The organism is Microbacter margulisiae, assembly GCF_014192515.1.
Classification (GTDB): domain Bacteria; phylum Bacteroidota; class Bacteroidia; order Bacteroidales; family Paludibacteraceae; genus Microbacter; species Microbacter margulisiae.
In genome coordinates, this window is record NZ_JACHYB010000001.1 from 1 (window position 1) to 15,801 (window position 15,801).

At 38.4% G+C, this 15,801-nt stretch carries 14 protein-coding genes; 4 read left to right on the forward strand and 10 right to left on the reverse strand.

Annotated features, from left to right (window positions below; genetic code table 11):
• The 4 genes from trpD to trpA form a co-directional block, all read left to right on the forward strand.
• Positions 1 to 798, forward strand: a 798-nt coding sequence (trpD, locus tag FHX64_RS00005) for an anthranilate phosphoribosyltransferase (RefSeq protein ID WP_183411793.1), incomplete at its 5' end; no start/stop codon positions are given.
• Between the two features lie 20 nt (positions 799 to 818).
• Entirely contained in the window at positions 819 to 1,589 is a 771-nt protein-coding gene (trpC, locus tag FHX64_RS00010) for an indole-3-glycerol phosphate synthase TrpC (RefSeq protein ID WP_183411794.1), read from the forward strand.
• Positions 1,590 to 1,599: 10 nt separating this feature from the next.
• Positions 1,600 to 2,232 carry a phosphoribosylanthranilate isomerase gene (locus FHX64_RS00015; protein ID WP_183411795.1) on the forward strand — a complete coding sequence of 211 codons (633 nt, stop codon included), beginning with the start codon at positions 1,600 to 1,602 and terminating at the stop codon, positions 2,230 to 2,232.
• Between the two features lie 13 nt (positions 2,233 to 2,245).
• On the forward strand, positions 2,246 to 3,025 hold the full coding sequence (trpA, locus tag FHX64_RS00020; RefSeq protein WP_183411796.1) for a tryptophan synthase subunit alpha: 780 nt from the start codon (positions 2,246 to 2,248) through the stop codon (positions 3,023 to 3,025).
• A 79-nt stretch (positions 3,026 to 3,104) separates the two neighbouring features.
• On the opposite strand, the gene FHX64_RS00025 is transcribed toward trpA, so the two are convergent.
• The 10 genes from FHX64_RS00025 to pyrG form a co-directional block, all read right to left on the reverse strand.
• The gene (locus FHX64_RS00025; protein ID WP_183411797.1) at positions 3,105 to 3,545 is read right to left on the reverse strand and encodes a hypothetical protein; all 441 of its coding nucleotides are present in this window, start codon (positions 3,543 to 3,545) and stop codon (positions 3,105 to 3,107) included.
• 129 nt (positions 3,546 to 3,674) lie between these two features.
• Positions 3,675 to 5,810 carry a Tex family protein gene (locus tag FHX64_RS00030; protein ID WP_183411798.1) on the reverse strand — a complete coding sequence of 712 codons (2,136 nt, stop codon included), beginning with the start codon at positions 5,808 to 5,810 and terminating at the stop codon, positions 3,675 to 3,677.
• Positions 5,811 to 5,918: 108 nt separating this feature from the next.
• Positions 5,919 to 6,233 carry a thioredoxin gene (gene trxA / locus FHX64_RS00035; RefSeq protein ID WP_183411799.1) on the reverse strand — a complete coding sequence of 105 codons (315 nt, stop codon included), beginning with the start codon at positions 6,231 to 6,233 and terminating at the stop codon, positions 5,919 to 5,921.
• A gap of 88 nt (positions 6,234 to 6,321) precedes the next feature.
• Positions 6,322 to 7,785: an NADPH-dependent glutamate synthase gene (gene gltA / locus FHX64_RS00040; RefSeq protein WP_183411800.1), complete on the reverse strand. Its 1,464-nt coding sequence runs from the start codon at positions 7,783 to 7,785 to the stop codon at positions 6,322 to 6,324.
• Between the two features lie 37 nt (positions 7,786 to 7,822).
• Entirely contained in the window at positions 7,823 to 8,656 is an 834-nt protein-coding gene (locus tag FHX64_RS00045) for a sulfide/dihydroorotate dehydrogenase-like FAD/NAD-binding protein (protein ID WP_183411801.1), read from the reverse strand.
• A 328-nt stretch (positions 8,657 to 8,984) separates the two neighbouring features.
• The gene (locus FHX64_RS00050) at positions 8,985 to 10,328 is read right to left on the reverse strand and encodes a porin family protein (RefSeq protein WP_183411802.1); all 1,344 of its coding nucleotides are present in this window, start codon (positions 10,326 to 10,328) and stop codon (positions 8,985 to 8,987) included.
• Positions 10,321 to 10,863, reverse strand: a complete 543-nt coding sequence (locus FHX64_RS00055) for an RNA polymerase sigma factor (protein WP_183411803.1) — start codon at positions 10,861 to 10,863, stop codon at positions 10,321 to 10,323. Before FHX64_RS00055 ends, FHX64_RS00050 begins: the two co-directional genes overlap by 8 nt.
• Before the next feature lie 110 nt (positions 10,864 to 10,973).
• Positions 10,974 to 12,116 carry a lipid-A-disaccharide synthase gene (gene lpxB, locus FHX64_RS00060; RefSeq protein ID WP_183411804.1) on the reverse strand — a complete coding sequence of 381 codons (1,143 nt, stop codon included), beginning with the start codon at positions 12,114 to 12,116 and terminating at the stop codon, positions 10,974 to 10,976.
• 39 nt (positions 12,117 to 12,155) lie between these two features.
• Complete coding sequence (gene yidC, locus FHX64_RS00065; protein WP_183411805.1) at positions 12,156 to 14,069, reverse strand: membrane protein insertase YidC; 1,914 nt, start codon at positions 14,067 to 14,069, stop codon at positions 12,156 to 12,158.
• 40 nt (positions 14,070 to 14,109) lie between these two features.
• The gene (pyrG, locus tag FHX64_RS00070) at positions 14,110 to 15,714 is read right to left on the reverse strand and encodes a CTP synthase (RefSeq protein WP_183411806.1); all 1,605 of its coding nucleotides are present in this window, start codon (positions 15,712 to 15,714) and stop codon (positions 14,110 to 14,112) included.
• Positions 15,715 to 15,801 lie beyond the last annotated feature (87 nt).

Here is a 15,801-nt window from a genome sequence, read left to right on the forward strand (position 1 = left end):
GTGTCGTTAAGTGAATATAATCCTATAGATATCGTTGGCACTGGCGGTGACAACCACAACACATTTAATATTTCAACACTAAGTTGTTTTGTGGTTGCCGGAGCGGGATACAAGGTAGCCAAGCATGGCAATTATGGAGCAACCTCCGTGAGTGGTGCTTCAAATGTGATGGAGCAGCATGGAGTGAAGTTTACCCGCGACAACGATCTTTTACGCCGTTCCATTGAAGAGACGAATATGGCATATTTGCATGCACCATTCTTTAATCTGGCGCTTAAAACTGTTGCTCCTGTGCGAAAAGCGTTGCAGGTACGTAGCTTCTTCAATGTCTTGGGCCCTTTGGTGAATCCTATCCAACCAAAGCGTAATATGCTGGGGGTTTTTAATCTGAAAATGGCTCGTTTGTACTACTATATGTATCAGCAGGAAAATGTTGATTTTTCCATCGTGCATAGCCTGGATGGTTATGATGAGATTTCACTTACGAGTGATTTTAAGGTAATTGATAAAAATGGAGAGAAGATGTATACTCCTGAATTATTACATTTTGAACGTGTTTCTCAAGCTGCTTTGGACGGAGGGAAAACTCCTGAAGATGCAGCCAGGATATTCGATAATGTGTTGCAGAACAAGGCAACTCTTGCACAAAAAAATGTGGTTGTCATTAATGCTGCTTTTGCCATTCGGACAATTAATCCTGAGTTGTCTTTGGAAGAATGCATTGATCAGGCAAAAAACTCTATAGAAAGTGGTGCCGCATTAAACACGTTGAAAAAATTTATAGCGTTGAATAGTTAACCTTCTCAATTTATATTTTTATGAATATTCTTGATACCATTATTGCACGAAAGAAAATTGAAGTAGCGGAACAGAAAAACGCAGGATTATTATCTGCCATCCAACAACAAACTCATCCGTTATACTCTTTGAAAGATGCTTTGCGTTCCTCGTCTACGGGAATTATTGCAGAGTTTAAACGTAAATCGCCTTCAAAGGGGTGGATTTTCCCTGATGCTGATGTGTCAACAATTCCCGCAGGATATGCAAGCGAAGGTGCGACTGGACTTTCTATTTTGACGGACGAATATTTTTTTGGAGGTTCCCTCAATGATTTGCAGCAGGCAAGAGCTTTAGTTAAACTCCCTGTGTTACGTAAGGATTTTATAATCGATCCGTATCAAATTCAAATAGCAAAAGCTGCTGGAGCTGATGTTGTTTTGTTGATTGCAGCGGCTTTGTCTATCAGTGAATGTAAGATGTTAGCCAGCGAAGCTCATGCATTAGGACTGGAAGTGTTGCTCGAAATTCACGAAAAATCTGAATTCGACTATATTCATTCCAATGTTGATATTGTGGGTGTTAATAACCGGAATCTGAAAACTTTTGTGACGGATGTAGAAACTTCTTTTCGCTTAGGCGCTGCTATACCTGAAGAGTATATCAAAATTTCCGAAAGCGGCATTAGCGATCCACATACGGTTAAGGAGCTTCGCCAGGCTGGATTTCGGGGCTTTTTGATGGGAGAAACGTTTATGAAAGAGGTTAATCCTGATCTGGCTTTGGCCCGCTTCATTCATTCTTTAAAATAAATCGGATAAGATGAAGAGTACTTTAAAAATAAAAATTTGTGGGATGAAGCACCCTGAAAATATTTTTTCTGTTGCTGCCTTAAAGCCTGACTTTATGGGTTTTATATTTTATTCAAAATCCTCTCGTTTTATAGGAAAACTTGATCCGGAATATATTGCAAATCTTCCGGCGTCTGTTTGTCCTGTAGGTGTCTTTGTCGATGAAGATCAGGAAACTGTACTTACAATGGCATTAAAATATCATCTAAAGGCGGTACAATTACATGGTAATGAGTCGCCGGTAATGTGTCATTTTTTGCAGGATAAAGGACTGCAAGTTATAAAGGCATTAAGCATTGCTAAAAAGAATGATATACAAACGGCTAAGGCTTATGATACTCATTGCAATTATCTGCTTTTCGATTCAAAGACACCTCTTTATGGTGGATCGGGACTTCAATATGATTGGCATATTCTGCATGAATATGATGGGGCAACGCCTTTCTTTTTAAGTGGTGGTATAGGCCTGGATGATATACTTCGCATACAGTCTTTTAGACATCCGGAATTATATGGCATTGATGTTAATAGCCGGTTTGAAATATTTCCTGGTTTGAAAAATATAGATGCATTAACTGTTTTTATGAATGAACTTAACTTTTGAAAATGAGAATAATATGAATCGCCTTCACAATCTTTTTCAGCAAAAAAATGCAAGGATTCTTTCTGTGTATTTTACAGCAGGGTTTCCTCAGTTAAATGACACTCGCGAAATTTTACGGCAGCTTCAGGCTCATCATGTAGATATGGTTGAAATAGGAATCCCCTTTTCTGATCCTATGGCTGATGGTGTAGTGATTCAGGAAAGCAGTCATGCCGCGCTACAACAAGGGATGTCGTTAAAGAAGTTATTCGAACAACTGGAGGGTGTTCGGTTGGAGATTGATATGCCGTTGATCATGATGGGATATCTGAATCCCATCATGCAATTCGGGTTTGAGTCATTTTGTCATAAATGCCATGCTGTTGGTATTGATGGTGTTATCATTCCAGATTTGCCTTTTAACGAATATCTTCGGGATTATAAGCTTGTTGCCGATACTTACAATCTTTCCATTATCATGCTTATTACGCCTCAAACTGATGAAGAAAGAATTCGGTTGATTGATAGTCAAACAGATAGCTTTATTTATATGGTTTCTTCTGCAGCGACTACAGGAGCACAGAAGAGTTTTAATGAAGAGAAACAAGCCTATTTTCGTCGTATCAAAGCAATGCAATTAAAAAATCCTCAGCTTATCGGATTTGGTATTTCGAATGCCGAAACATTACATGTTGCTTTTGAAAATGCAAGGGGAGCTATTGTTGGAAGCCAGTTTATCAAGGAATTACAACTGTCACCACACAATATTGCTTTAGCAGTAGAGCAACTCATTAAGCGATTGAGCCCGCAATAGTGTTTGTATAAATTAATTTAAGCCTTTCATGTTCTATTGTATTCGTCATGAAAGGCTTAAATCGATATAGAAGTTGTGTTTAACGGAAGCGATAGCGAATGCTTATTCCCACATTAGTAGAACCAAACTGACTATCATATGTTCCGAAGTTAATGATAGGTCTCCAGTCTAATGACACTTGAATTGGAATGTCGAAATTATATTCTAATCCAACGATGCCCCCAACTCCTAAGTCGGTTCCGCTGTGATTATCCTTACTGTAAAGGCCGAGGCTCGCGCCAGGTCCGATGTACCATTTTAACCCATTTGTCAAATGGTAGTCCCACTGGTAAAAGCCTGACAAAGCGGAGGTATTCCATGTCCATCCTAAATCAAATTCTAAACGATTGAAATCGGTTAATTCATGTTGGTATGAAACTTCCGTTCCACCTGTAAAACGAAGTCCTAATGTATTTTTTTGACCAAAGGACAAACCTGCTACACAAAAAGTCATAGCAGCTATCATTATCATTTTCTTCATATTGTCAACGTTAATGGGTTTGGTAAGATCAAATATTTTCAAGTTTAAGTATAAGCTGTTATCTTCTGCAAAGATACGCTAAACTATGGCTTTTGGGACGCTTTTGACTACGAAAATTCCATGGTTATTTTATTTTGTATCTTGGGGAACATCCTTCATTGAAAGTTGAATACGTTTTCGATTCACATCAATATCAATTACCTTGACAATCACTTGTTGATGAATTGAGACGATTTCGGATGGTGTATGCACAAAATGATTCGCCAGATTGGAAAGATGAATTAATCCGTTTTCATGAATCCCTATATCGACAAAAGCCCCAAAATTTGTAATGTTTGTAACAACCCCATTGAGTATCATACCGATTTTTAAGTCGTTGATTGATTGAATTGTGTTATCAAACTGTACGATATTAAGCCCCTGACGCGGATCGCGACCCGGTTGTGCAAGTTCAGCCATGATATCATTTAAGGTGGGTAATCCTATTTCATCGGTTATATAACGTGTAATATCAATTTTTTGTTGTATCGATTTGTTTTTAATTAACTCTTTAACAGTACAATTCAAATCTTTTGCCATTTTCAAAACTACATGATAGTTTTCGGGATGTACAGCAGTATTATCTAATGGATTTTCAGCATTGACAATCCGAAGAAACCCGGCGGCTTGTTCAAATGTCTTTACTCCCATTTTTGGAACTTTCAACAGATCTTTGCGAGAACTAAAAGGTCCATTTTGAGTTCGAAAATCTATTATATTTTGTGCCAATTGCGGCCCCAATCCCGAGATATACGTAAGCAAATATCGACTTGCCAGATTGAGTTCTACTCCTACTGTATTAACACAACTGATGACTGTCTGGTCTAATGCTTTCTTTAGCTCTACCTGATCTACGTCATGCTGGTATTGTCCAACTCCAATTGATTTCGGATCAATTTTTACTAATTCTGAAAGTGGATCAAGTAACCTGCGCCCTATGGACACCGCTCCACGGACAGTGACATCATATTGTGGAAACTCTTCCCGGGCGATAGTTGACGCAGAATATACTGAGGCTCCGTTTTCACTGACCATCATTGTTGGAATATATTGATTTACTTGCTTTTGCACAAAAAGCGCAGTTTCACGTCCGGCTGTACCGTTTCCAATAGCTATGGCTTCAATATGATAATGCGTAATAAGTTGGGTGAGCGTTTCAGCAGCCTTGGTCGTGTCATTTTGAGGAGGATGTGGAAAGATGGTTGTATGATATAGCAAATCGCCTTGTTCGTTGAGGCAAACGATTTTACATCCCGTTCTGAATCCCGGATCAATGGATAATATTTTTTTATGGCCTAAAGGAGGAGCTAAAAGTAATTGCCGAACATTTTCGACAAAAACCTGAATTGCTTCCCGATCGGCTATTTTTTTATTTTCAGCTGCTAGTTCATTTTCAAGACTTGGTTTTAGAAGCCGTTTGAAAGCATCGTCGGTTGCTTGTTCGATTTGCTGTGAGGCGGCATTATTATTCTTGATAAAAAGTCGGGAAAGTTGCTCTTTACATAAATTTTCATCAGGCTGTAATGCAACTTTCAGGATACCTTCTTTTTCGGCACGTCTGATTGCCAGTAAACGATGTGAATAACAACGTTTTAAAGGCTCGTCTACCTGAAAATAGTGGCTGTAATTGCTTCCTTCGTCTTCTTTTCCTTTAATCACATGTGCTGTGATTGTCGCTGTCCGGCTAAAGATATTGCGTATATTTGTCCTTGCTCGTTCATTTTCGTTTATCCATTCGGCTATGATGTCACGTGCCCCCTGCAGGGCATCATCAGTTGTTGGAACCTCTTTCGTGATAAATTGCGCGGCCACTTGTTCCGGATTGTTATTACTTTGTTGCCAAAGGATTGTGGCCAGAGGTTCTAGTCCTTTATCTCGTGCTATGGTTGCCCGAGTACGACGCTTGGGTTTGTATGGAAGATAAATATCCTCCAATGTATTCAAAGATAGCGTTTCTTCTATTTGCTTGCGTAACGAATTTGTTAGTTTCCCTTGTTCTTCAATAGAAGCAAGGATAGTTACTTTTCTTTTATTCAATTCAATGAGCTTATTGTTTAAATTTTGAATATCAATGATTTGAACTTCATTTAACGATCCTGTGCGTTCTTTACGGTAACGGCTGATGAACGGAATTGTTGCTCCTTCATCCAACAACGCAAGCGTGTTTTTTACCTGTCTTTCTTGAAGCTGAAGCTCTTTTGCTATGTAGCTTGTAATTGAATCCATTAAACATGAGATAAAATGATGGATTTTATGCAGAAACAGCGAGCGTTAACTCAATAACGTCCGCTGTTTTTGGTTCAACCAATTGGAGGTGATTTGATTACAGAAAATTTATAATAAAGCGTCTAATTTAGTTTGGAAGGTGGCTTTAGGCATTGCTCCTACAACTTTGTCGACCAGTTTACCATCTTTAAAGTACAAGATTGTAGGGATATTACGAATCATAAATTTACTTGGGCTGTCAGGATTTTCATCTACATTGATCGAACCGATGAATGCTTTACCTTTATAAGTTTCTGCCAGTTCCGCTATTACTGGAGCTACCATACGGCAAGGTCCACACCATTCTGCCCAGAAATCAATGATTACTACGCTGTTATTTGCCAATATCTCATCTAAAGTTTCGTCTGTAATTTCGTGTGCCATAATCTGTAATATTTAATTGAGTTCTACATTTTCTGATGCAAAGATATATCAAAAAACGTTTTTTAGGACACACACTTTTAATTAGTTTTCAACAATTGCTCATTAAATATTGATCCATAGCAGCCGCTGCTTTTCTTCCATCTCCCATGGCTAGAATGACCGTTGCACCACCGCGCACAATATCTCCACCGGCATAAATAGCAGGTATGGATGTTTGCAGATCATCACTTACTACCAATGTCCCCCATTTTGAAACGGTTAACCCGGGAATGGATGATGGAACTAAAGGATTTGGGGAAACACCGATACTGACAATGACAGTATCGACTGTAATGGTTTCAATAGCCCCTGGAATTTCTACTGGACTTCGACGTCCCGATGCATCCGGTTCTCCTAATGCCATTTTTTGTAATCTCATGGTTTTTACGCGGCCTTGTTCATCGCCCATATATTCAATAGGGTTGTGTAAAGTTAAGAATTCAACACCTTCTTCTTTGGCGTGCTTGATTTCTTCAATGCGGGCGGGCATTTCTTGTTCTGATCTTCTGTAGACTATCATAGCATGTTTTGCTCCAAGGCGCTTTGCGGTGCGTACAGCATCCATTGCTGTATTTCCTCCGCCAATGATAGCTACATTTTCGCCTGAGAGCACCGGGGTATCGCCGTTCCGTGAGGCGCCCATCAAATTAATACGTGTCAGATATTCGTTGGAGGACATAACGCCAATTAGATTTTCTCCTGGAATGTTCATAAAACGAGGTAATCCAGCTCCACTTCCGACAAAAAGACCTTTATAACCTTGTTTTTTCAGCTCGTCATAGGTAATTGTTTTGCCTACAATGCAATTGGTGATGATTTCAACTCCCATTTGCTTAATATTCTCAATTTCGGCATCAATGATGTCATTAGGCAAGCGAAATTCCGGGATCCCATATTTTAATACTCCACCGATTTCATGTAAAGCCTCAAAAACAGTGACTTTGTATCCACGTTTAGCCATATCACCTGCAAAAGATAAACCTGCAGGTCCAGATCCGACAACCGCGATTTTTATTCCATTTAAAGGTGCGCATTCAGGAATAGATGCTTTCCCACTTTTACGCTCGTAATCGGCGGCAAAACGTTCCAGATATCCGATAGCTACTGCCGCTTTGCCCAGCTTTTGAGTGTAAATACATGAAGCCTCGCATTGTTTCTCTTGTGGACAAACTCGTCCGCATACAGCAGGCAGAGCACTAGTTTGCTTTAAAACAGCAGCAGCTTCCAGAATCGCATTTCGCTCAATGTTTTTAATAAATGATGGAATATCAATGTTCACCGGACATCCAGAAGTGCAGGTGGGATTAGGACAATCCAGGCATCGTTTGGCTTCGAGGAGGGCTTCATCCAGTGTGAGTCCCATATTAACTTCTTCGTTATTTTTGTTGCGAATATCCGGGGCAAGTTCATGCATATGCACCCGGGTTATTACTGTTCTTTCTTTGTTTGAAATGGTTTTTCGTAATTGTTCGCGCCATGGTGTATTACGCGATGTGGCTTTATTGTCAGTCATATTGAGTTGTAAATATCAGAATTTTATTAATTAATAGTTAGTTGGAAGTCGTTGATGTCAGATACTGGTTCATCGCTTTTTGTTCAATTTCTTTGTAGGAGCCGAGGCGCATTTGCATTTCGTCAAAATCGACCTGGTGAGCATCGAATTCAGGTCCGTCGACACAAACGAACTTGGTTTTTCCGCCTACGGTAACACGACATGCTCCGCACATACCTGTACCATCTACCATGATAGTGTTGAGTGATGCCATAGTAGGAACGTTGTATTGCTTAGTCAGTAATGCTACATATTTCATCATCACTGCTGGTCCTACTGTTACGCACATATCAACCCTTTCTCTTAGTAAAACTTCTTCGATTCCGGCTGTTATAATACCTTTCTTACCATACGTGCCATCATCAGTCATAATAATCACTTCATCGGAGTTGGCTTCCATTTGTTCTTCGAGAATTACTAACTCTTTTGAGCGTGCTGCCAAGATTGTTATTACTTTATTCCCAGCTTTTTTCATAGCTTCTACTATAGGTAACAAAGGAGCAACGCCAACGCCACCACCTGCACAAAGTACTGTCCCATATTTCTCAATGTGCGTCGCTTTTCCTAAAGGGCCAACTAAATCAGTTATATAATCACCTTCGTTAAGCGCGCATAATTTTGCAGAAGATACTCCAACGCGCTGTACGACTAATGAAATTGATCCTTTTGTGGTATCAGACGCTGCAATAGTCAAAGGAATGCGTTCGCCGTTAGTACCAACTTTGACTAATACAAAATGCCCGGCTTTACGGGCTTGAGCAATAAGTGGCGCTTCTACTTCAAAATAGACGACATTGGAAGAAAAAAACGCTTTCTTCAAGATTTTGTTCATGATTTGATAGAAATGTTGTGGTTTTATGATGTGAGTATGATTTTTAATGCTAAAACCCTTTATTTGCTTGCAAATTTACTTCTTTTTGATGGGGTTGGCAAACTGGATAGATGGATTCAAAATAGTGAAATGTTAAAAATAGGGGCAAAAATGTTGCGATTTTGTATGAATACATGTTGTAAAGCATACGAAAAAGTTTTGTATCCTCCATAAAAAGGGCGAAATTTGCAACTGTTAAAACTACACAATCTTTTTTGCCTTAAAAAACTAATACCTATTAGCAACAAAAAAGCAGGTCTTTGCGAAAAGTCCTGCTTTTTTATTTATGCTATTTTGACGCTTTTCCAAGCGTAAAGCGTATGCCAAATTTGAGGGTGATAGTTACGGGATGAGCAGTACGATAGCTTTCCGGTTGGTTGCTCGGTATATAATATGCTACTCCTGTTTCCATATATCCGAAAATGAATTTGTATATGCGGTAGCTTGCACCGATGTTTCCATCCACTGAGTATTGGAGTCCATTGATTGTTGTAGAATAATGATCTTGTTCTTGAGCAATATTTTGTACGTTATAACTATAAATCTTTTCTATCAAAGAAACTCCTTTTTCGATAGTTCCACCAGCTGTTCCATAAACGGAGAAGGATGGTCGATTGAGGAAAAGATAGGCAATATTGACCGGAATTCCGATGTAGTTTTGTTCAATACGACCAGTGGCACTGGTACTGGTGGTCGAAGTGACTTCACCGGTAGTGACTAATTGTGTAAATAAGCCTCCTGTTTGTAATTCCCAACCCTGAGCTAACGGAATGCTGAAGGATAATCCCCAGGAGATAGGAAATGCATAAGTTTTTTTATCGATGAATGTAATCATTTGTGTTGACGAATTTGCAGATGGAGTTGTATTTTTGTTTACCTGCGTAAATAAACGATAGTCTAATGTTGCTGGTTGCATCCATGCGTTATTGTTACTAAAGTTGTTGGGAATTCCATTATTCCCTTGAACATGTACAGCAAGCCATCCAATCGTTTGATGCTTAGATTGCCCTTGTGTCTGATCTTTAGAATTCTTAGGAATAGCATTTGGTGTTGGCAAAACTTCCAAAGAAGCATATTTTGTAACACTGTCATTATTCATTGTTGATTGAACCTGATTATTTACTGAAGATATTGTTGCTACATTGAGCTCATAAGCATCATCTCTGACTTCTGATGTCGGCGGATTAATTTTATTAAAAGCTGTCAGTAGTGAAGAGTTGCATGTTGTACGCTGTGTTGCCTGTAGTGATTGTGCTTTATTAGAATCAATGCTTTTTTTCAAAGCTTGTTTTGAAATTGTCACCGCATTTGTATGGGATTTGTTATTTATAGATATACTTTTATTTGTTACGATTTTGGTTGAAGAGACAGAAGACACCCCTGTCGATTGAGCCAAAGGCGAAAGTTGTTGCTGATTTCCAGACTGAAATAGCCAAATGCCAAATCCACATAATAAAATACCAACCATTGATGCTGCGGCAATCCAATATCCGATAAATCGACGACGATTTACTTTGTTGGCATTCCATTTCATTTGTAGCGTTTCCCAATCATTTTCGGGAAGCGTTACGTTGTAGTTGTCAAATTTTTGACTGAACAACTCACGTAATTCCTTGTCGTTGAGATTAGCCATAAAGTAATGTGATTTTTTGCTTAAGTATCATTTTTGCCCTTGCAAATTGTGACCGTGATGTGCTTTCTGTAATTCCTAATAATTTTCCAATTTCTTTGTGACTATAACCTTCGATCACGTAAAGATTAAATACTGTACGAAATCCGGTTGGTAGTGTCCCTATAATTGTACGCAATTCATCGGCTGATATGCGTTCAATGATCGTTTCATCTTCTGTTTGAAGGTTATAACTTGTGGAAATGTCGTAACTTTCACGTAATACATCGTTTTTTCTTAAATATTCAAGCGCTGTTGTGATAAATACACGTCGCATCCATCCTTCGAATGATCCTTCTCCCTGAAATGATTCAATATGCTTAAACACTTTAATAAAGCCGTCATGCATCAGGTCACGTGCTGTTTCATAATCATTGACATACCGCATGCATACTCCCATCATTTTGCGAGCATAGCATTCATATAGTTGTTGCTGTGCAGCAGCTAAATGCTTTTGGCAATCTTGAATGAGTTGTGTTTCATCATGCGCACTGTACATGCATTGTTTGGTATAGATGTTTTCTTATTCTTAAACGTTGCATTGACAACGGTTATTTTTCTCTAAAGAAGACCTTTAAGTCTTATTTCAGCTATGTAAATTTAGTACGTTTAGCCCTTGTTTGTCAGAAGCTGGATGATTTTGTCAGCTGCAATTTGCGATGCTCCTCTTTGTCCAAGTTTTGCTTGAATTTCTTTGTATTCATTCAATATGGCTGTACGATATTGATTGTTATAAAGCATTTGAGTCAATTCTTTGGTAAGGCGTTGGGTGGTTACCTCAGCTCCTATCAATTCAATGACAACCTGTTTTTGTGCAATAATATTCACCAAGGAGATGTAGGGTGTCCGAATAATCCATTTTTTTAGAATGGGTGTTAATCGTGCAGGTGTTAAATGATAAACGACTGCTTGCGGAACCTTTAATAACGCAGTCTCTAAGGTCGCAGTTCCGGAAGTTACAATAGCGGCTTGTGACTGTTGAAGCAAACTATACGTCTGATTAAAAACGAGCTTAACGGGTGTCTGATCATTGAAAAATTGCTGGTAAAATAATGGGTCTATTCCAGGTGCTCCTGCAATTACAAATTGATAATCAATAAATTGACTGATTACAGAAAGCATTAATGGTAAATTGTCTTGAATCTCTTTTTCACGGCTACCAGCTAATAGAGCTATAATAGGTTTATTTGACAAGTGATTGCATTGGCAGAATACATCGAATGAAGGATGTTCTGACGATGGATCTGGCATTGCATCGATCAAAGGATTCCCAACGTAGAAAACATTTTGATACTGATGGTTATGATAGAAGTCAACCTCAAACGGGAAAATGCATAATATGGCATCAATGTATTGTTTGATTTCTTTAATGCGATATTCTTTCCATGCCCAAAGTTTGGGAGAAATGTAATAATAGATGGATAATCCCAATTGTTTTTTCGCGAAACGTGCAATTCTTAGATTAAAACTTGGATAGTCAATTAAAATAAGCACGTCGGGAGCAAAATCCCAAATAGCATTTTTTGTGATAGAAATATTTTTTAGGATAGTCCTAAGATGGAGCAAGATGGGAATGAACCCCATAAAAGCCATCTTCTTCAAATGAATAAGCGGCTCACCCCCTTCCGTCTTCATTAAATCTCCGCCTAAGAAACGGAACTTGGCATTAGAATCTTTGTTTTTTAAGGCACGCATCAGGTTCGATCCGTGCAGATCTCCTGATGCTTCGCCTGCAATAATAAAATATTTCATCTTCCCTCCAATTTTACAGTAAAGAGGTGACGACTCCGACTATCTTTTTTTCTTCATTTTTGCGTTTTGCTGCATTTGTTCGCGTTGCATTTTTTCCAGTCTTTCCATGAAGCTGCTTTTCTTTTTTGTTGGTCTTTTTTTGTTTGCTTCGAGTTGTGATAAGAGCTTATCTTCATCGACAAAACCACGGATTGCATAGGTTTGAATAATCGTGATTAATGTTGACAAGAAATAATAATAGCTCAATCCGGAAGCATAGTCATTGAACCAGAACCACATCAGCAAAGGAGTGAAATACATCAACATGTTCATACCTGGAATCTGTTGACTGGATTGCATTTGATTGGCCATATTGAGCTTTGTGTAGACAAAGCTGACAATAGTCATCAACAAACAGAAAAGGCTGATGTGATTTCCGAAATATTGTGTAATGAATGGAATATGGGTTTGCCAACTGATAATTGCATCGTAAGAAGATAAGTCTTTAGCCCATAAAAAGCTTTGATGCCTCAGTTCGATGGATGATGGGAAAAAGTCAAACATTGCAATTAAAATAGGCAACTGCAATAACATCGGTAAACATCCACTCATCGGACTGACCCCCACTTTTTTATACAAATCCATTGTTGCTTTTTGGCGTTCCAAAGCTTTGTCTGACGGAATCTTAGCGTTGATTGCATCTATTTGCGGTTTGAGAACCCGCATTTTGGCTGAAGATATGTAGGATTTGTAAGTCAATGGAAACAATATTAGTTTGATTACAATGGTCATCAGTAAAATGATTATCCCATAACTGGAGATAAAATCACCAAAGAAGTTAAACATTGGGATGATGGCGTATTTATTGACCCATCCAAAAATGCCCCAACCAAGCGGGATTAGTTTAGTCAGTCTCAGCTTTTGGTCGCTTGGAATATGTTTGTCATACGACGATAATAAAGAATATTTATTTGGTCCAAAAAAGAAACGAAATCCAGGCCCTGAAGAAATTTTAGGATTGTAATTGACAAACATGTCGGTTTTACAACTCATCAGGTACGGGGATTCCAAGTTTTCCTGAGCTTTGCTTTCCAATGTTGTAGAGAAGAATGATTGATTAGCAATCAATACAGAACTGAAGAATTGATCTTTAAATGCAACCCATTGAATAAGATTTGGTGGCGTTTTTGTTTGGTCTCCTGCTGGACTTAAATTGTTGACATCGGCAGCTACATATTTATAATAAAGCCCTGCATATCGTGACTCGAATTTACGCCCCAGCTCTTGTTGCTTAATCTTTGAATCCCATGTAAGTTCTAGTCGATCTGTATTGGACGCAACTACTGAAGCCATGTTATGGTTTTTTAGATCCCAATGCACCATATAATCATTCGGATTTATGGTGTAAACATAATCCAAGTAAGCTCCATTTGCAGCATGCAGTCGCATGATGAATGAAAATGGCTTAGTTACAACTGTTGCGTGTGCCGTGTCAATGCCTATAGGTTCAAAATACATATTTTTTGTATTCAGTACACGGTTGTTATTAGTGGCAAAAGTGAATCCTAAAACGTTATCCTTTTCAGAAAAAAGTTGTACCGGAAGAGAGTCATATGAATGGTAATTTCTCAAAATAACTGACACAATTCGTCCACCTTTATTACTTACTATTAATTTGATGACTTTATTTTCAATAGTATCAAGATGTTCTTTCCCAATTGCAGAAGGAGCAAATGGCCCATATTTTGAATTGATTTGGGCTGTGTCTGTTACACTAAGTTGAAGTGAATCTGGTTGCGATGCCTTTAAACTGTCGCTTACCGTCAATTGTTTGTTGGTTGCCTGCAAAGCAGCAATAGAGTCATTGATGTGTTTCTCTCTGGCGATTTCACTTTCCGAAGGACGATTAAACCAAGAAAAACCGATTAAAATCAGCACTATGAAGACAAATCCTAAAATCGTATTTCTATCCATATATGTGTAGGTTGCTTTAAGTTATGCAATTACTGCAATATTATTTGGGTTGAATAGCTGCTTTGATGAAATGATAAAATAGAGGATGTGGATGTAATACCGTACTACTATATTCAGGATGGAATTGTGTGCCAATAAACCATTTATGTGATTTGAGTTCAATGATTTCCACCAGTCCTGAATCGGGATTAATCCCACTGCAAGATATGCCAGCATTTTCATAGCGTTGACGATAATCATTATTAAATTCATACCGATGCCGATGCCGTTCCTCAATCCGTTCCTTATTGTAAATTTTATATGCTAATGAGTCTTTTTTTAACTGACATGCGTAAGCGCCTAGTCGCATGGTTCCTCCCATGTCGAAAATATTTTTTTGCTCTTCCATCATGTCAATTACATTATGCCGTGTATTCAGATCAAATTCTGTAGAGTTTGCATCTTTAAATCCTAATACATTACGCCCAAATTCGATGACCATACATTGCATTCCTAAGCAAATTCCTAGACAAGGGACGTTGTTTTCGCGTGCATATCGAATGGCTTCAATTTTACCTTCAATGCCACGATTGCCAAAACCAGGAGCAATTAAAATACCGTCAAGATCGCCTAATTGTTCTACCAGATTTTCGCTGCTTAATTTTTCGGAATGAATCATTTCCAACTTAAGTTTCCTGTCGTTGTATGCTGATGCATGCAATAATGATTCTGTAATCGATTTATATGCATCTGGAAGCTCAACATATTTACCAACCAAACCGATTTTTACAATTTGCTTGGCATTCTTCATCTTGTTGACAAATCCTTTCCATCGAGTTAGATCAGCAGTGGTATCGTTTGGATAGCCCAACTTTCGTAATACAATGGTATCGAGCCCTTCAAGCTCCATCCTTAATGGGACTTCATAAATCACAGGCACATCAATGGATTGTATGACAGCATCCGGCTCGACATTGCAGAATAAAGCTACTTTGTGACGTAGTTCCTTACTCAATTCCCGTTCAGTCCTTAGAACCAAAATATCTGGTTGAACACCAGCTTGCTGTAGTTCTTTTACGGAGTGTTGTGTTGGCTTTGTCTTTAATTCTTTTGCAGCAGCGATGAATGGTACATAAGTTAAATGAATAGAAATACAGTTTCTGCCCATTTCCCATTTCATTTGCCGGACACTTTCAATATATGGTAAAGATTCGATGTCACCTACAGTTCCCCCAATCTCCGTAATAACAAAATCATATTCACCAGTTTGTCCAAGCTTTTGAATGTTTTCTTTTATTTCATCAGTAATGTGCGGAATTACTTGCACCGTTTTTCCTAAAAAATCGCCATGACGTTCTTTGTTAATGACATTTTGATAGATAAATCCGGTAGTTATGTTGTTTTCCCTATGCATGGGCTCATCAAGAAAACGTTCATAATGACCTAAATCAAGATCAGCTTCATGACCATCAACTGTAACATAACATTCTCCATGTTCATAAGGATTCAGTGTTCCCGGATCAACATTTAAATAGGGATCCAGTTTTTGGTTAGTTACACGAAATCCTCTTGCTTTAAGCAATTTACCTAATGAAGCAGAAATAATTCCTTTGCCTAATGAAGATACAACACCTCCTGTAACGAAAATATACTTTGTTTCTCTCATCTGTAGATGAATTTTTTATCTAAAATATCAGATGAAACTTGCATCTCTAACATGATTAGGAGTTTAGATTGGTCAATTATGCTAATT